The organism is Nosocomiicoccus sp. HMSC09A07 (assembly GCF_001808485.1).
GTDB classification, from domain to species: Bacteria; Bacillota; Bacilli; order Staphylococcales; family Salinicoccaceae; genus Nosocomiicoccus; species Nosocomiicoccus ampullae_A.
The window spans coordinates 158424-176933 of record NZ_KV793634.1 but is presented as its reverse complement, the minus strand read 5'-3'; the positions used below and the strand labels follow the sequence as shown (position 1 = coordinate 176933).

15 protein-coding genes are annotated in these 18510 nt (G+C 36.9%); 3 read left to right on the top strand and 12 right to left on the bottom strand.

What is annotated here, in order from left to right; genetic code table 11:
* Positions 1-39: 39 nt before the first annotated feature.
* From HMPREF3177_RS05180 to spxA, 3 genes are all read right to left on the bottom strand, one after another.
* Positions 40-1014 carry a competence protein CoiA gene (locus tag HMPREF3177_RS05180; protein WP_070457448.1) on the bottom strand — a complete coding sequence of 325 codons (975 nt, stop codon included), beginning with the start codon at positions 1012-1014 and terminating at the stop codon, positions 40-42.
* Between the two features lie 50 nt (positions 1015-1064).
* The gene (locus HMPREF3177_RS05175) at positions 1065-1820 is read right to left on the bottom strand and encodes an adaptor protein MecA (RefSeq protein WP_068127849.1); all 756 of its coding nucleotides are present in this window, start codon (positions 1818-1820) and stop codon (positions 1065-1067) included.
* A gap of 122 nt (positions 1821-1942) precedes the next feature.
* Positions 1943-2338, bottom strand: coding sequence for a transcriptional regulator SpxA (spxA, locus tag HMPREF3177_RS05170; RefSeq protein ID WP_068127847.1), 396 nt, complete (start codon positions 2336-2338; stop codon positions 1943-1945).
* A 228-nt stretch (positions 2339-2566) separates the two neighbouring features.
* Here spxA and trpS point away from each other — a divergent pair, with 228 nt between their 5' ends.
* Positions 2567-3565: a tryptophan--tRNA ligase gene (trpS, locus tag HMPREF3177_RS05165; protein WP_070457446.1), complete on the top strand. Its 999-nt coding sequence runs from the start codon at positions 2567-2569 to the stop codon at positions 3563-3565.
* 38 nt (positions 3566-3603) lie between these two features.
* Here trpS and putP read toward each other — a convergent pair whose 3' ends face one another.
* From putP to HMPREF3177_RS05125, 8 genes are all read right to left on the bottom strand, one after another.
* On the bottom strand, positions 3604-5154 hold the full coding sequence (gene putP / locus HMPREF3177_RS05160; RefSeq protein WP_068127841.1) for a sodium/proline symporter PutP: 1551 nt from the start codon (positions 5152-5154) through the stop codon (positions 3604-3606).
* A 183-nt stretch (positions 5155-5337) separates the two neighbouring features.
* Positions 5338-6576: a beta-ketoacyl-ACP synthase II gene (gene fabF / locus HMPREF3177_RS05155; RefSeq protein WP_070457444.1), complete on the bottom strand. Its 1239-nt coding sequence runs from the start codon at positions 6574-6576 to the stop codon at positions 5338-5340.
* A gap of 14 nt (positions 6577-6590) precedes the next feature.
* Positions 6591-7535 (bottom strand): beta-ketoacyl-ACP synthase III, encoded by a 945-nt coding sequence (locus HMPREF3177_RS05150; protein WP_070457442.1) that lies wholly within the window; start codon positions 7533-7535, stop codon positions 6591-6593.
* Between the two features lie 112 nt (positions 7536-7647).
* Positions 7648-9480: an oligopeptide ABC transporter substrate-binding protein gene (locus HMPREF3177_RS05145; RefSeq protein WP_070457440.1), complete on the bottom strand. Its 1833-nt coding sequence runs from the start codon at positions 9478-9480 to the stop codon at positions 7648-7650.
* Between the two features lie 255 nt (positions 9481-9735).
* Positions 9736-10776: an ABC transporter permease gene (locus HMPREF3177_RS05140; RefSeq protein WP_083286876.1), complete on the bottom strand. Its 1041-nt coding sequence runs from the start codon at positions 10774-10776 to the stop codon at positions 9736-9738.
* 12 nt (positions 10777-10788) lie between these two features.
* Positions 10789-11751 (bottom strand): oligopeptide ABC transporter permease, encoded by a 963-nt coding sequence (gene opp4B, locus HMPREF3177_RS05135; protein ID WP_068127828.1) that lies wholly within the window; start codon positions 11749-11751, stop codon positions 10789-10791.
* A complete protein-coding gene (locus HMPREF3177_RS05130) occupies positions 11752-12693 on the bottom strand; it encodes an ABC transporter ATP-binding protein (protein ID WP_068127825.1) in 942 nt (313 codons plus the stop codon). It lies immediately after the preceding gene.
* The gene (locus tag HMPREF3177_RS05125) at positions 12693-13739 is read right to left on the bottom strand and encodes an ABC transporter ATP-binding protein (protein WP_070457437.1); all 1047 of its coding nucleotides are present in this window, start codon (positions 13737-13739) and stop codon (positions 12693-12695) included. The genes HMPREF3177_RS05130 and HMPREF3177_RS05125 overlap by 1 nt, the downstream gene beginning before the upstream one ends.
* Before the next feature lie 243 nt (positions 13740-13982).
* Between HMPREF3177_RS05125 and HMPREF3177_RS05120 the strand changes: the two genes are divergently transcribed.
* Together HMPREF3177_RS05120 and glpK are read left to right on the top strand one after the other, a co-directional pair.
* Positions 13983-14177 carry a DUF2929 family protein gene (locus tag HMPREF3177_RS05120; RefSeq protein ID WP_068127819.1) on the top strand — a complete coding sequence of 65 codons (195 nt, stop codon included), beginning with the start codon at positions 13983-13985 and terminating at the stop codon, positions 14175-14177.
* A 73-nt stretch (positions 14178-14250) separates the two neighbouring features.
* Positions 14251-15741, top strand: coding sequence for a glycerol kinase GlpK (gene glpK, locus HMPREF3177_RS05115; protein ID WP_070457436.1), 1491 nt, complete (start codon positions 14251-14253; stop codon positions 15739-15741).
* A gap of 39 nt (positions 15742-15780) precedes the next feature.
* On the opposite strand, the gene clpB is transcribed toward glpK, so the two are convergent.
* On the bottom strand, positions 15781-18372 hold the full coding sequence (clpB, locus tag HMPREF3177_RS05110; protein WP_070457433.1) for an ATP-dependent chaperone ClpB: 2592 nt from the start codon (positions 18370-18372) through the stop codon (positions 15781-15783).
* Positions 18373-18510: the final 138 nt, after the last annotated feature.

Below are 18510 nucleotides of genomic sequence, written 5' to 3'. Positions count from 1 at the left end.
GTACCTCCAAATTTGTAATCACTTACATTTTCTCAATATTTAGACTTTGATGCAACTAATTTTGTTCGCAATTCGAAATATTTCTTTAAATTCTTTTAATAATCGATTCGCGATATCATATTCACTCATCCCATTCACTTTTCGTATACTTAGAGATTTTACAAATTGATTAAAGTCATAATTTTTATTAATTGCAGCATGGTACAAAAAGAGCTTCCATTCAAGTGGATTATTATTAATAAATCTCTCGGATGGTGTCATGTAGTATAGAAATTTTGGTAAATGATTTGTATTAAGGGATAACTGATATAAAAGTGAAATCGTCGGGTTTAAATAACTACGTTTATTTCTTTCTTTTTGAATTTCAGATAATAGATCATCATTACTTCTCGTTTCAATCGAAAATAAAGGACAATAATGATTAAATATTTCTGCGTATCTAATCGTTTCGATTTTAAAGAGCCACTTGTTTTGTTCAATATTTTTAAGTAATACATAGCGTTTTACAGTGAGTTGATCGTTAACTGTATATAATACGAAATCTTTCATCACTGCATAGTGAAACTGTGTTAAGTACAGAAGATTCCCTCTTAGAATTAAGTCCTCTTCTTTTAATAACCACGTGACGTCAATTCCTTCTTTTTTATATCCTTTTGTTCGATTTAATATAATCGTCGGAGAAACTTTTGATAGTTGAATTTCAACTGCGTGATTATCATCGATAAGTAAATCTGGTATTTGTTGGATACGTTCTAAATAGTATTCCATTTTCACGTTAAAAATTTGTCCAAATTTAAAGTATAAGTCGTGTTTTAATTTTAGATGAAGTTCAGATTCACGGTTATATAAATGGCGCTCACACATATGAATGCTGATGTGTGAAAAGTGCTCTTTTTTAATATCGCCACGTTTTAGTTGAACTTCGCTATTACATACCGGACAGTAATATTTTTCATTTCGTTTGGCGTCTTTTGCATCGATTTCATTTCCGAATTTATCAATTGCGATTAACATAAAAACACCCCTTTTTCTATATATGCTAGAAAAAGGGGCTTTGTCTTTTTTTATTTTTTAATTTCGAATTGTTTTCTTAATTGACGTCTTACGTTGTATGCCATAATTGTCTTTCCGTATTCGATTAAAACTGCTTCGTTTCTATCTGAGCGTTCACCATACTCAAGTAAATTGAGTTTCATTTTCTCTGCATACGGATGGCCCTCATTTGTGAAGTACACTAAATAATAGAACGAATTATTATATGATAAAAGTAAATCGTCATATAGCGTTTCATCTTCTTCTTGACGATAGCTATAATCAATTAATGTATCGATATCATCAAATTTAACGATAAACGGTCGCGTATAATCACGCTCCATTTCTTCTTGTAACATTTCTTTTAATTTCTCGAATTCTTCTACATCCATTGATTCTTGCGTTTCTAAAAAGTCTTCAATTAAATCATCTTTATCTTTTTTATTATCTATATCATCATCGTCGTTGAACGTTTCATCGAGTAATTGTTGTAATTCAAAATCATCATGTTTACTTGAAAGTCCAAATCCATTTTTGTTTTCTGATTGGGATTTTGACACGATTACTTCGATTCCTCGGTCAAATGCATGAACTTGAATCCATAACGGGCCATCACTCATGAATTCTTTTGTATGTTCGTCACTAACTTCGTTCATGAGTTTCCAGAAAAATTCTTCACCACGTTTACGATCCATCCATAACTCTTCTCGACTAAAACCTCGATTTTCAATATCATTATAAGAAATATAGAATTTCAACGTCTCATCGTCAATTCTTTCAAATCTCATGCACTCACCCCTCACTTTTAATAGTAACGTTCATTATACGAGTTTTGCAACAAAAATGCCAATTTAAAAACTCAAATAAAAAAGCTTGTAACTTTTCAGTTACAAGCTATTAGTTTATATAATTATTCAGCCATACGTTTTGCTTCTTCTAAATGTAATGTACGAACTTTTCTTGGTAAGAAGCGTCTAATTTCATCTTCATTATAACCGACTTGTAGTCGTTTATGGTCGATAATGATTGGACGTCTTAACATACCAGGATTATCCATAATTAAAGTATACAGTTCATTCATTGGTAAACTGTCTATATCTACATTTAATTTTTGGAATGTCTTAGAACGTGTTGAGATGATTTCATCTGTTCCGTCTTCAGTCATTCTTAAAATTTCTTTAACTTCATCAAGCGTTAATGCTTCTGAAAAAATATTTCTTTCAGTGTATGGAATGTTATTGTCTTCTAACCATGCTTTAGCTTTGCGACAAGACGTACAACTCGGTGATGTAAATAATGTAACCATAATTTTCACACTCCAATATTTTCATTTATAGTAAAAACAGACATTTTTTAATTAATTAAACATCTTATTCCCCTGATGATTATATTATAAACCCTGAACATTAAAATAACATGAAAATTTCTTAAAAAGTTTGATAAAAATGTTAAATTATGCTAGAAAAATCGACATTTGATAGAAACTATAAACAGTATTAAAATAAAGATAATACATTTTTCGGAGGCAAACCATATGAAAACATTATTTTCTGGTATTCAACCGAGTGGTATACCAACAATTGGTAACTATATCGGAGCGATTACCCAGTTCGTCGAAATGCAAGAAGAGTATGAGTCTTATTTTTGTATCGTCGACCAACACGCGATTACTGTACCACAAGATCGATTAGAATTACGTAAAAATACTAAACTACTCGCTGCAATTTATCTTGCAGCTGGATTGGATCCTAAAAAGGCTACACTTTTTATACAATCTGAAGTTCCAACGCATACACAAGCAACGTGGATTTTCCAGACGTTATCGTACATGGGTGAATTAGAACGTATGACACAATTTAAAGATAAAGCACGTAAACAATCTCAAAAAGAAGGTATTCCAGTCGGATTATTTACTTATCCAACATTAATGGTATCAGATATTTTACTATACAATGCAGACGTAGTACCAGTTGGTGATGACCAAGCGCAACACTTAGAGTTAACGCGCACACTCGCTGAGCGTTTCAACTTCCGTTATAAAGAAATCTTTACGATTCCTGAAACACGACTTCCAAAATTTGGTGGGCGTATTATGAGCCTACAAGATCCAACGAGCAAGATGAGCAAAAGTGATGCAAATCAAAAAGCGTTTATTTCTCTAATGGACGATCCAAATGCTGCTGCAAAAAAAATCCGTAGCGCAGTGACGGATTCTGACATGGTTGTAAAATATGATAAAGAAAATAAACCAGGAATTTCTAACCTACTCGTCATTTATTCGAGTTTTACAGATTATACGATTGAAGAAATCGAAGTGAAATATGAAGGTAAAACTTACGGCGACTTTAAAAAAGACTTAGGCGAAATCGTTAAAGAGTTTTTAATCGATTTCCAAGAAAAAGTAAATCATTACTTAAACTCTGAAGAACTCGACGAAATTTTAGATGAAGGCCGTGATCGTGCATTTAAGAAGACAATAAAAACGTTAACTAAAATGGAAAATGCCGTCGGACTTGGACGAAAAAGAAAATAAGCACAAAAATAAAACGGGGAAAATTTCCCCGTTTTATTTTATTCTAATTCATGTTTGATAATTGATTTTACTGTATTAAGTTCTTTTTCAACATCTTGAGCTGGTTTTGCTGTAAATAGACTTACAACAACAGTTACGATTAAGTTAACGATGAAACCTGGTAAAATTTCATATAAGTTCCAGAAATCTGAACCCGTCTCACCCATTGGTGAAATAACTGTAATCCAAAGAATAACCGTCACTGATGCTGCGATCATACCTGATAATGCACCTGTTCTTGTTAAACCTTTCCAGTAAAGTGAGAGGATTACGATTGGACCAAATGCTGCACCGAATCCTGCCCATGCGTTACCTACTAAGTCTAGGATTGTAGCATTCGGACTCCATGCAATAACCATCGCTACTGCTGCAACGAGTAGTACTGAAACACGTCCAACCATAACAAATTCTTTTTGACGATTTTCAGCATTTTCTTTACCACGAATTAACTTATAGAAGTCTTCTGTTAACGCACTAGACGTTACGATTAATTGTGACGCAATCGTACTCATAATCGCTGCTAAAATTGCTGCGAGTAAGAACCCACCAATTAATGGGTGGAATAATAATTGCCCCATTAAAATGAAGATTGTTTCTGGGTCTTCGAGTACTAATCCGTTACTATTTACGAACGTAATTCCTGTTAAACCAACGAGTACCGCACCGAGTAAGCTGATTGCCATCCAACCAATACCAAAGCGACGTGCGGTTCTTAATTTTTTAACGTTTTGAACAGACATAAATCGAACGATGATATGTGGTTGTCCGAAGTAACCTAGACCCCATGCAATAAATGAAATAATACCGATAACTGTCGTACCTTTAAACCAATCTAAGTTTGTCGGTTTAATTTCTGCTGCTTGGCTTAGCGTATCAAAGCCTGATAATTGAAGCATCGCCACAATCGGTACCATTACCATCGCAATTAACATAATAACACCTTGGAAGAAGTCTGTGAGTGATACTGCTAGATATCCACCAAAGAATGTGTAAACGATGATGATTACACCAATTAAGATTAAACCGAAGTGGTATGACGTACCAAATGCACTTTCAAATAAACGTCCACCTGCAACGAGTCCTGAGTTTACATATAATGTAAAGAATACAACGATAATCAGACCTGAAATAATCTTAATTAAGTTTGTGTTATCACTTAAACGGTTATTTAAAAATTCAGGAATCGTAATCGAATCATTTGCGATTTCAGTATACACACGTAATCTCGGTGCAACGACGAAGTAGTTCACATAAGCACCCACTGTTAAACCAATCGCAAGCCATGCTGCTGAAAGACCAACTGAGTATACCTCACCCGGTAGCCCCATGATCATCCAACCACTCATATCTGCTGCTCCTGCGGATAGTGCGGTTACATATGGTCCAATGTTACGACCACCTAGCATATACTCGTTTAAGTCTCCAGTAGATCTTTTGTAACTGTACCAACCAATGAATAATAATATTAAGAAGTAAAGTACAATCATAACGTACGTTTGCCAATCTAAAGTGACAGCATCACGTACACGTGTAGCTCCTAATAATAGCACTAATAGCGCCTCCTTTTACAATATAAGTTTAGTATACAAAATCATAAAAGCGTTTTACATAGTATTTAAAGCGTTTTTATATAAATAATTCTTTTTTATTGTTTTAATACATGTTTATTTAGTATAAAAAAATACACGCGATATCAATTTAGATATCGCATGTATTAAAAGTTTGCCTATATATTATTCTGTATATTTTTTTAACACAAGTGTCGCGTTATGACCACCGAATCCTAGACTATTTGTAACCGCATATTCGATGTCTAATTCTTCTTGTCCATCTTTAACATAGTCTAAATCAAGTTTAGGATCTTGATTTGTTAAGTTAATCGTCGGATGGATTTTGCCTTCTTGAATACTTTTCGCAGTAATAATCGCTTCCATAGCACCAGTTGCACCGAGTAAGTGACCAGTCATTGATTTTGTTGAGTTGATTTTTAAATTGTATGCATGATCTCCAAACACTGTTTTAATCGCAAGCGTTTCAAACTCATCGTTGTATGGTGTTGATGTACCGTGTGCGTTAATATATTGAACTTGTTCTGGTTGAATACCAGCATCGTTTAACGCCGCTTGAATCGCACGTGCACCACCTTCACCTTCAGGTGCTGGTGCTGTAATATGATGCGCATCTCCTGTTGAGCCGTAACCGACGACTTCAGCATAGATTTTAGCACCACGTGCTTTCGCATGCTCTAACTCTTCTAAAATAACGATCCCTGCACCTTCACCCATTACAAAACCTGAACGGTCTTTTGAAAATGGTACAGAAGCATAATCTGGATCATTCGACTTACTTAATGCACGGTTCGCTTGGAATCCAGCAACACCCATATGTGTAATTGGCGATTCTGTTCCACCTGTAATCATAACGTCAGCATCGCCTCTTGCAACGATTCTAAACGCGTCACCAATTGAATTCGTACCTGTTGCACATGCAGTTACAGTCGCACCATTAGGCCCTTTTGCGTTATGGCGAATCGATACTTGACCAGCTGCCATATCTGGAATCATCATCGGTACAAATAATGGGCTCACACGTTTTGGACCACGGTCAAATAATACTCTTAACCCGTCCTCTAATGCTTGAATACCACCGATACCTGAACCTATCCATACACCTGTACGTTCTGAAATTTCGTCGATATTTAACCCAGAATCTTTAACCGCTTCATCTGAAGCAGCAACTGCATATTGCGTAAAACGGTCCATACGACGTGCTTCTTTACGGCCAAAATATTCTTCACCGTCAAAGTCTTTAAGCTCACCAGCGACGTGTACATCATAATCACTCGTATCTATTCTCGTAATTTCACCAATTCCGTTTACACCGTTTAATGCGTTTTCCCACATCTCATCGACAGTATTTCCAATCGGTGTTAATGCTCCCATACCTGTAATTACAACTCTTCTTTCGTTCATTTATATTCCTCCTATTATTTTCCCCAAGTCATACAGACAGCGCCCCATGTTAAGCCGCCGCCGAACCCAACTAAGACGATATTATCTCCATCTTTTATTTTATTATGTTTGACTTCATGTTCAATGCTAATTGGAATTGAAGCCGCAGACGTATTTCCATATAATTGAATCGTTTCACTCATTTTTCCTCTCGGTAAGTTCATTCTCTTTCTAGCCGACTCCATAATACGAATATTCGCTTGGTGTGGTATGAGCATATCGATATCTTCACTTGACATACCTGCTTTTTCTGTAACAGAGACACTAAGTTCACCCATAATTCTTACTGCGAACTTAAAGACTTCTCTTCCGTTCATTTTAATGTATTTCGTATCTTTATCGTCATATAGCCACTTACCACCGTCACCGTTACTTCCGAGTTCAAACGATTTAATACCATAACCCTCGCTGACTTCACCAACGACAGCTGCACTCGCACCATCTCCAAAAAGTATCGCCGTAGATCGATCGTCAAAATCGATCTTTTTTGATAACTTATCTGCACCGATGACAAGCACCTTTTTATAAGTCCCTGCTTTTATGTAATTATAAGCAGTCGCTAACCCATATATAAATCCTGTACAAGCCGCTGCTTGGTCAAATGATGGTACATGATTTAACTCAAGTTTACTTTGAACGATATTCGCGACTGTTGGAAAGTGATGGTCTGGTGTTGAAGTAGCAACGATAATCATATCGATGTCATCTTTTGGTACTCCAGAGTTCTCCATCGCTCTTTTAGCTGCTATTACTGCCATATCACTCGTATCCATATCTTCTTCAGCAAATCTTCTTTCTTTTATACCCGTCATTTCAGTAATCCATTCATCTGACGTATCTAAAATCTTTTCAAAGTCGTGATTGGTCATTACTTTTTCTGGTAAATAACTACCCATACCGATGATCCCTACATCCGTCATCTCACCACACCTCACCCTTTTATTACTAGGTACTAATTTAGCACATTTTTTTGTTTTAATCAAACAAAAAAAGCTTAAGTACTCATGTACTTAAGCTTTAGTGAGTAGCGAATTACTCTTCATCTACACCGACTTTGTATAATTGGAAATCAGGGTTGAAACCGTACTCTTCAGTCCAGTTTTTAACACGTTTGTTAACTGGTACTACGTATGAACGGTAAAGAGTTGGGAATACTGGAATTTCTTCAGCCATTAACTCTTGCCACTCATTGTATACTTCTTTTCTGTATTCTACGTCAAGTGCTTCTTGTGAGTTACCTTTTTTAAGTAATTCATCGTTTTTCTCAGAAGCGTAACGTGGGTAGTTGAATGCAGCTTTTCTTCCGTATAATCCTGAAGGGTCAACGTCAGAACCTACACCCCATGCACCTTGGTAGATGTCAATGTCTTTGTCATCGTTTTTAAGCATGTCGTAGAATGTGTTGAATTCGATTAAACGACCGTTAGTTTTTTCTACGTTAAGTCCAATTTCTTTCCAAGATTGGATGTAGTAGTTTGCTAATGGTTCAGCAATGTCTCCACCTGACATAGAAGCGAAGTTGATTTGTAGTTTTTCACCGTCTGGTGTTTCAACGAATCCGTCTCCGTCTGTGTCTTCATATCCAGCGTCAGCTAAGATTTGTTTTGCTTTTTCTGGATCGTACTTAGGAGTTTCTAAGTCTTCTTTATACCAGTCTTTGTGGTAAGGAGTGATTAATGAGTTCGCTCCCCAACGTAGACCTTTATAGAACTTATTACCGACAGCATCGTTGTCAACTGCGTGCCACATTGCTCGACGTAATTCTTTGTCACCCATTTTCATTTCGTCTGGCTTGTAGTTAACTTCGTTTTTGTCTGCATCCCACTCACCAAGTTTGAAACCAATGTAAGTGTATGCTCCGTCAATTTGACCTAACCATTCAACATTATCCATTTCAGCAACGTCTGGATATTGGTCAGTTGGGAATGATAACGCTACGTCGATATCACCTTTTTGAACCGCATCAGCTACAGATGATGAAGGAATAACTTTGATTTCGATTCCGTCCATTCCTGGTTCACCTTGCCAGTAATCTTCGTTTTTCTCTAGGATAATCGCTTCACCTGAAGTGATTGATTTAACTTTATAAGGTCCAATACCAATTGGGTTTTGACGTGTTTGATCTGCTGCTGCCATATCTTTAACTTCTACACCTTCGTAGTATTTTTCAGGGAATAAGTATGCCCAGAATCCACCAGCCGTTAATGATGGTGCAAGTTCTTTGTATGTAAATACAGCTGTTTTATCGTCTACAACTTCGATACCAGAGATTTCATCAGCTTCACCAGCTTGATACTCTTCGTATCCTTCAATTAATGTAAATCCGTCGCTTGATCCACGAACACCGTCGTAGTCAGGGTGACCGATTACTTCGTATGATGCAACATAGTCTTGGATAGTAACTGGTGTACCATCGTGCCATTTAGCATCTGCTTGTAATTTGAATGTTACTGTGTTGTCTTCTTCGTTTAACTCAAACCCGAGTAATCCATCTTGAGTATACTGGAAGTCTGCGTCCATTTTGAAGGCAGCTTCATCGAAGTAACCAATCATAGTAGCATCTGGAGTACCTTTGTAGAACGCCCAGTTAAGTGTACCTTCAAATGGAGTATCTGAAGTGTAACCTACTTTTAACGTACCTGAACCAGAAGGTTCACCTGTGTTTGAAACTGTTTTGCTGAAGTCTTCGTAATTATAGACTCCCTCTTCGCTAGGCTCTGCGTTACTTGTACCGCCGCCGTCATCTTTTTTGTCCTTATCGCCGTCAGCAGCGTCATCGCTTCCGCCGCCACTACAAGCAGCAAGAACAAGTGCTAGAGATGATCCCATACCGAAAAGTACGCGAGACCAATTGTGTTTCTTCATCTTTGTTTCCCCCTTTAGATATAAAAGATAACGGTATAGAAATGTTATCTAATTTTGATATTATCATAAAATTCAGATTAATCAATATCAAAATTGAATTTCTTTTCAAAAAATTGAAACCGTTTTAAATCTATACCAATATTATACCCTATTTTTAAAAAATGTGAAATCGTTTTCGAATATTTTTTTAAATTTTTTTGTATTTATTAAATAAAACAAAAAAGACCAAGCATTCGCTTGGTCTTAAATGTAATTTTATGCATTACGTTGTCTCGCATCTCCTGCTCGGCGTAACGCCTCACCAACGTTACGTACACAAAGCATTAATATTAAGATTAATATCGCAGCTGGCGCCCAGATCCATGGTCTTAAGCGTAGTGTTTGCGTTTGTGTTGCATAAGATAATAACGTTCCGAGTGACGGTGTATCTTCAGGGAATCCAAATCCAATGAATGAGAGTCCCGACTCAATACCGATATTCGAAGCGAGTGATAGCGTTGAGTTAACAATGATAATACCGATTAAGTTCGGTAATAACTGTGTAAATATAATTTTAACGTGAGAACTGCCTAACGTTCTCGAAGCGTTAATGTAGTCCTGTTCTTTCTCTTGAATCGCTAGTGAACGTATTAATCTCGCTGTACCTGTCCATAAGAACGCACTCATGATGAGTGAGAAACTTATGACATTATAGCTTGGTGAAATTGTAACGTACACAACGATGATCATGATGAACGGTAAAACCATCATAAAGTCTACGATACGCATGAGGATATTGTCCACTTGTCCTCCAAAGTAACCAGAGATTACTCCATAAGCTGTACCGAATGATACTGATATTACTGTAACGAGGAAACCAATTAGTAACGAGTTTCTCGTACCGATAATTAATTGTCCAAAAATATCACGTCCACCGTAGTCCGTACCAAGTCTAAATTCTTCATTTGGTGGTTGGTTCAGTGATAATAAATCTACTGCAACGATTTCTGATTGTTTTAAGAACATCGTTAGTCCGAAAACGTATGACGTAATTGCAATCATAATAATTAAGCTGAAAAGCGCAACTTTATCTACTAAAATTTCTTGAAGTAAAACTTTCCACCCCGGTGTCGATCTCGGCAAGTTCTCTACGTCGATTGAATCGTGTGATTCAATTCCGTACACACCTGCTTGATTATGTGTATCGATATTCGTCGGGTGTGCATCATTTTTGTCATTCTCAAAACCTGTGTTGTCTGGATTGACATCTTTTAACTCACGGTTTTCATCATTTAAATTTTTATTATCCTTTGTCATGTGACACCCTCCTTATTTAATACGAATCCTTGGATCGATAATACTTAAAATAATGTCAGATAATAATGTACCAACAATTGTTAAGAATCCATAGAATAAAATTAATACGTTCGCAACACTGAAGTCACGCGTTGAAATTGATTCTAAGAATAAACGACCCATTCCTGGATACGCGTAAATCATCTCGATGAAAATCGAACCACCAAGTAATCCCGCAATTTCATAACCAAAGAATGCAGCGATTGGGATAATCGCGTTTCTGAAAATATGTCTTCTATACACTTTACTTTCAGATAAACCTTTTGCACGTGCAAGTGTAACGTAATCTTTTTGTTTCGTTTCAATAATACCACCACGTAAGTACTGAACCGTACCAACGAGTCCAATTAACGCGATCGATAGGGACGGTAATATTAAGTGGTGTATTTTACTAATGAAGTATTCTATCGTCCATGGTTCTACATTCGGGTTCACTGAACCTGAAGTTGGGAACCAACCTAAATTAAATCCGAATACTAATACCATAAGTAAAGCGAACATGAATGTTGGTGTTGCGAAACCTAAGTATGTGTAACCAGTAATAACGTTGTCTAATAATGAGTCGTTATAACGACCTGATAACATTCCTAATGGAATACCGAGTAAGTAAATTAAAATTGTAGAGAATAATGATAACCAAACTGTGTTCATTAAACGGTCACCAATAACATCTAATACTGGCTGTTGTTTAAAGTACGAACGACCAAAGTCTCCTTGAAGCATGTTGAATACCCAGTCTCTATATTGAATATACCATGGGTTATTTAGCCCCATTGCCTCACGTTGTCTCTCTAATGCTTCTGCAGAAATATTCGGGTCTAACACCCCACTTAACGCATCCCCTGGCATTAAACTTGCGAGGAAGAAAATTAATAAACTCAGCAAGAATAATTGTGGTAATGCAATTAAGAATCGTCTAATAGTAAATTTGATCATTTAATTTTTACCTCCTTCTGGTGGTAAAGCGACTCTATGATTCTCAGAAATTTCAACGAGAGGGAAAGGCTTACCATCTTCATCTAAATAATCTTGGAAATGATTCTCATATTCTTCTTGAACTTCTTTACGTTTACGTAAGTTCTCTTCGATATTATCCACGTTTACATCCGGAATTGCAGCAATTAATTTTTTCGTGTAAATATGTTGTGGATTTTTAAAGATCACTTCGGCTGGACCTTCTTCTACAAGTCGGCCTTGATACATAATTCCAATCCACTCACACATATGTCTCACTACCCCTAAGTCATGGGCAATGAATAACATCGTTAAATCCATATCTTGCTGGATTTCCTGCATGAAGTTAAGTACTTGTGCTTGTACCGATACGTCTAATGCCGATACCGGCTCATCAGCGATAATTAATTTCGGATTTAACGCGATTGCACGCGCAACACCGATACGCTGACGTTGACCACCAGAGAATTCGTGTGGGTACTTGTAAATTGAACCTGGTGGTAAGCCAACACGAGAAAGCAGTCGGAGCACTTCTTTAATTAACTCGTCTTTTGATAACTTCTCGTAGTTTTTAAGAGGTTCAGCAACGATATCAAATACACGTTTACGTGGGTTTAATGATGAGTACGGGTCTTGGAAGATCATTTGAACGTCACGACTGACGTCTACTTTTTTACCACTGTTTAAGTGTTTACCTTCGAAGTAAATGTCCCCACCACTAACTTTATTTAGTCCCATAACAGCTTTACCAGTTGTCGTTTTACCTGAACCGGATTCTCCAACTAAGCCGTATGTTTTTCCTTTTGGAATTTTAATCGTTACGCCGTCAACTGCACGGACGTAATCCTTTGTCGTATTAAAGAACCCACCTTTAATTGGGTAATAGACCTTTAGGTCGTTAATTTCTAATAAGTATTCCGCCATTACTCATTACCTCCTTGGTGCAACGCTCCAAACTGTTCCTCTTCTACTTCTTGAGTTAATTCAGCTGAAGAATCTAAGTAGAAGTGTTTATAGCACGTACATCTTACAAAATGTCCGTCTTCAACTTCACGTAACTGAGGATTCTCTTCGTGAGCCGACTCGTCAATCCATGGAATACGTGGTGCAAATCGGCAACCTGTACGATCCATCTTATCAAGTGCTGGAACTACACCTTGAATGACGTGTAATTTATCCCCTAACATACCTTCAGATGGTAACGAGTTGAGTAAACTTCTCGTATACGGATGAAGTGGGTTTTTAAACAATTCTTTAACAGGTGCCATCTCCACAATTTGACCTGCATACATAACAGCAACTTTGTCTGCCATTTCTGCAACGACACCTAAGTCGTGAGTAATTAGAAGTACACCTGAACCTAAGTCGTCTTTTAGTTCACGAATTAAATCTAAAATTTGTGCTTGAATCGTAACGTCAAGAGCAGTTGTCGGTTCGTCAGCGATTAATAGCTTTGGCTTGTTTGCGATTGCAATCGCAATAACGACACGCTGTCTCATCCCACCAGATAATTCATGCGGATATGCTTCAGCGACTTGTTCTGCTCTCGCAATACCAACACGTTTTAATAACTCGATTGCATAAGCTTCTCTTTCGTTTTTCTCTTTCGTTTTATGAATTGTTAAAGTTTCTATAATTTGATCCTTTATTCTCATTAAAGGATTGAGCGCTGTCATCGGGTCTTGGAAAACCATAGAGAATTCGCCACCACGAATGTTATTCATTTCTTTCTCGCTTGCTTTCAAAATATTCTTATCTTCAAAGAATACTTCACCTTCAACACGCGCGTGTCTATGTAATTTCATAAGAGAAAATGCTGTCGCACTTTTCCCTGAACCTGACTCACCTACGAGAGCGAGTACTTCGTTTTTCTTAATATCGAACGAAACATTATCAACAGCCGGGTAGTATTCCCCATTAATTTTAAATGATGTCGTTAAGTTCTTTACTGATAGTAATTTTTCATCCATATTGTTCACCAAACTTCCTTTCATGATTTTAAAGGATATGCAAATAAGTTGTTTTTAATTGTAAAGACAATTGTAAGATAAATCAATATTATCATAAAATTTAATAAATTCTGATACGTTTTTTAAAAAAATTGTCTTTCATGTAAACGCATACACATATTATACTCTATGTTGTATACTTTTTGAATGATTTATTGTAAAATAAATATTGAAAAGAGAATTAAATTATTAGGAGTGTCTGATTTGAGATTTGTAATCACGTTCATTTGGGCATTTTTGCTCACTCAAATGATTAACTTTATCCTAAACAGTTTAAGTGGTGGCGGACAGCTATATCCTGAGATTGGATTATTATTTGCTGTGCTTATTACATTAGTCGTATTCTTCTTAGATATCGTCATGAAGCCTCGCCATAATTACACTGAGGACAAGCAGTAATCTATACTTACTAGAAGGCTCTATTAATAGATAGAGTCTTTTTTTTCTATCATTATTTAAAAGAGGTGACCGAATGAGTTACATATTATCAATCGATCAAGGAACGACATCTACACGTGCAATCCTCGTCGATAAAAAGGGAGACATTAAAGCGACATCCCAAATGGAATTTAAACAATATTTCCCTAAATCTGGCTGGGTAGAACATAACGCAAACGAAATTTGGAGTTCTGTGTTATCTGTGATCGCTCAAGTACTCGGAGATAACAATTTAACAGCCGATATGATAAAAGCAATTGGTATAACAAACCAACGTGAAACGACCGTCGTGTGGAACAAACACACTGGTCTTCCAATTTATAATGCAATTGTATGGCAATCAAGACAAACTGATGAAATTACAGAAGAATTAAGAGAGACTGGCCATGAGGAACTATTTAAAGATAAAACCGGTCTTATATTGGACCCGTATTTTTCAGCGACAAAAGTTCGTTTTATACTCGATAACATTGAAGGCGCACAAGAAATGGCAGAAAATGGTGATTTACTATTTGGAACGATCGATAGTTGGATTGTGTGGAAATTAACATCTGGTAAAACACATATTACAGATGTCACAAATGCAAGTCGTACGATGTTATTTAATATTCATACGCTCGAGTGGGATGATGAGATATTAGACATCTTAAATATCCCTAAGAAAATGTTACCTGAGGTAAAATCTTCAAGTGAAATTTATGCGTATACCGATACAGATCATTTCTTCGGCGCTTCAATTCCAATCGCAGGAATCGCTGGTGATCAGCAAGCGGCACTATTTGGTCAGACATGTTTTGAAGAAGGAGAAGCAAAAAATACTTATGGTACAGGTTGTTTCCTACTATTAAATACAGGCGAGGAAGTGCCCGCTTCAAACTATGGGTTAATATCGACAATCGCATATCAATTAAAAGATGAACCTGTTAAATACGCACTGGAAGGATCTATATTTGTCGCGGGGAGTGCCGTTCAGTGGCTAAGAGATGAAATGATGTTTTTTGATGATGCGGCAAAAAGCGAACAACTCGCAACTGAAATTGAAGACACAGACGTCTATGTCGTTCCCGCGTTTACAGGACTCGGTGCGCCATATTGGAACATGCACGCACGCGGGGCGATGTTTGGTATTACTCGTGGCACATCAAGAAAAGACATAATTCGCGCAACATTAGAATCGCTCGCATACCAAACGTATGACGTTCTAAATGCGATGCGTAAAGATAGTAAGACAGAAATCAAACAGTTAAACGTCGACGGCGGTGCTTCTGCAAATGACTTTTTAATACAGTTCCAGTCGGATTTACTAGAATGTACTGTTGAAAGACCAAAATATTTAGAGTCCACAGCACTCGGAGCAGCATTTTTAGCAGGACTCGCGGTTAACTTCTTTGAATCTAAAGAAGCGTTAAAAGATTTAAAGTCAATTGATCAGGCGTTTCATCCTCAAGAAAATAAAGAAAAAATCAACAAGAAGTACGACGGATGGAAACGCGCGGTTAAAGCGACAGAACTATTTTCAAACTAAAAAAACTCTATTGAGATTTTTCTCAATAGAGTTTTATTTTTATTGTAAGTCAAATGTAAATGTGCCGTCTTTTACGTCGATATCGACGTGCAGACCTTCTTCTAAGTTCGATTCAATCATTTTAATTGCGAGTGGTGTTTCAATTTCACGTTGAATGTAACGTTTTAATGGTCGTGCACCAAACTCTGGTTCGTACGCTTCTTTAACGATATATTTTTTAGCGTCTTGTGATACTGAAATACTCATATGTTGGTCACTTAATCGTACATTTAACTCATCGATTAACTTATCGACGATACCTGTCATATTTTCTTCAGTTAACGGACTAAACATAACGATGTCATCCATACGGTTTACGATTTCTGGTTTAAAGTGTGTTAACACTTCACTCATAACGACTTCTCTCGTTTTATCGTTAATTTCTCCACCTTGTATCATCGTATCGAGTAGGTAATGTGAACCCAAGTTCGATGTCATGATGAGAATCGTATTTTTAAAATCAACTGTACGTCCTTGAGAATCTGTCAGTCTACCATCATCCATAATTTGAAGTAAGATATTAAACACATCTGTATGTGCTTTTTCAACTTCATCTAATAGAATCACCGAATACGGATGTCTTCTCACTTGTTCAGTTAATTGTCCACCTTCTTCGTATCCAACGTATCCTGGAGGCGCTCCGATTAATCTAGACACTGCGTGTTTTTCCATATACTCACTCATGTCGATACGAATGATATTATCTTCACTATCAAACATCGTTTCAGCAAGTGCTTTTGCGAGTTCTGTTTTACCGACACCTGTCGGTCCTAAGAATAGGAAGCTACCTATTGGACGGTTTGGATCTTTAATACCTGCTCTTGCACGAATAACTGCATTAGAAACGAGTTCTACCGCTTCGTCTTGACCAACGACACGCTGATGAAGTAATTTCGGTAAATTAAGCAGACGATCTTTCTCTGTTTCGACGAGTTTTGTCACTGGAATGCCTGTCCATTGAGATACGATCATACCGATTTCTTCATCTGTAACAACTTCACGGATAATACGGTCTTTACCGTCTGTTTCATCGTGAAGTTCTGCTTCAAGTGCATTTAACTCTGCTTGAAGTTTCGGTATAATACCGTGCTGAAGTTCAGCTGCACGTTCTAATTGATAGTTACTTTCTGCTTCTTCTAATTCTTGACGAGCTTTATCGATTTCTTCACGTTTACGAGATACTCCGCTAATTTGCTCACGTTCACGCTCTACTCTTCTAGATAGAGATTGTTGTTCTTCTCTCGCTTCAGCAAGTTCTTTTTGAAGTTCTTCTAAACGTGCTTTAGATACTGAGTCGTCTTCTTTTAATAATGCTTGTTCTTCGATTTCCATCTGCATAACTTTACGATTGATTTGGTCGAGTTCAGTTGGGTTAGATCCCATTTCTGTACGAATTGTTGCACTCGCCTGGTCGACTAAGTCGATTGCTTTATCTGGTAAAAATCTCTCTGTAATATAGCGGTCTGATAATTCTGCAGCAGCAACTAACGCACGGTCTGTGATTCTCACTCCGTGGTGTACTTCATAGCGTTCTTTCAGTCCACGTAAAATTGAAATTGTGTCGTCGACTGTCGGTTCGCTAACGAGTACTCTTTGGAAACGACGCTCTAATGCTGAATCTTTTTCGATATATTCACGGTACTCATTTAACGTTGTCGCGCCGATCATATGGAGTTCACCACGTGATAACATCGGTTTAAGCATGTTACCAGCGTCCATTGCCCCATCTGTTTTACCTGCGCCAACGAGCATGTGTACTTCGTCGATGAATAATAAAATTCTACCGTCTGCTTCTTTGATTTCTTCTAATACTGCTTTTAAGCGCTCTTCAAATTCACCACGGAATTTTGCTCCTGCAACGAGTGCTGCTAAATCTAATTCAAAAATTGTTTTATCCTTTAATGAATCTGGTACGTCTCCACGAACGATACGCTGTGCGAGCCCTTCAACGATTGCAGTTTTACCGACACCCGGTTCACCGATTAATACTGGGTTGTTTTTACGTTTTCTACTTAATATACGAATCGTGTTACGGATTTCCTCATCTCTACCGATCACAGGATCCATATTACCTTTACGTACTTCTTCGACAAGGTCACGACCGTATTTTTGTAATACTTCATATTGAACTTCTGGATTTTGAGTCGTCACGTGTTTTCCTCCTCTAATCTTTTTAATGATTTCTTTTACGATTGTATCTTTATTTCCAATTTGTGCTTTTAATGTGTCGTCTACATTTAATGCAGCGAGTAAAAGATGTTCTTGAGAGATATATTCATCGTTCATATCTCCCATTGCTTTTTCTGCTTCACTAATTAAGCGACTAAATCCTTGAGACATATATTGCCCATACTGAACGTTGTCTCCTTCTACTTTGTTAAAACTTTTGAGTTTTTCATCATATTGTTTAATCAATTCATCTACATTAATATTTGCGCGTTGTAAAATATCTTTTGCCATTGAATCACTGACTGTAAATAATGCTTTTAATACAGCAGCGAGTTCGATTGTTTGAATTTTATGTTCAACTGAAATTTGCTGTGCACGTTCGATAATCGACTGCACTTTGAAAGTCATTTTATTGATATCCATTTCCTCACCTCAAGTGTTTGACCAATTTTGACTATACTTATATTATACATCGTTATATTTTAATTTCAAGCGTTTCACTCAAGTTTTTGACCTTTTTTGACTATTTATTTTCGCTTTATTTATATATCACTTTGTACT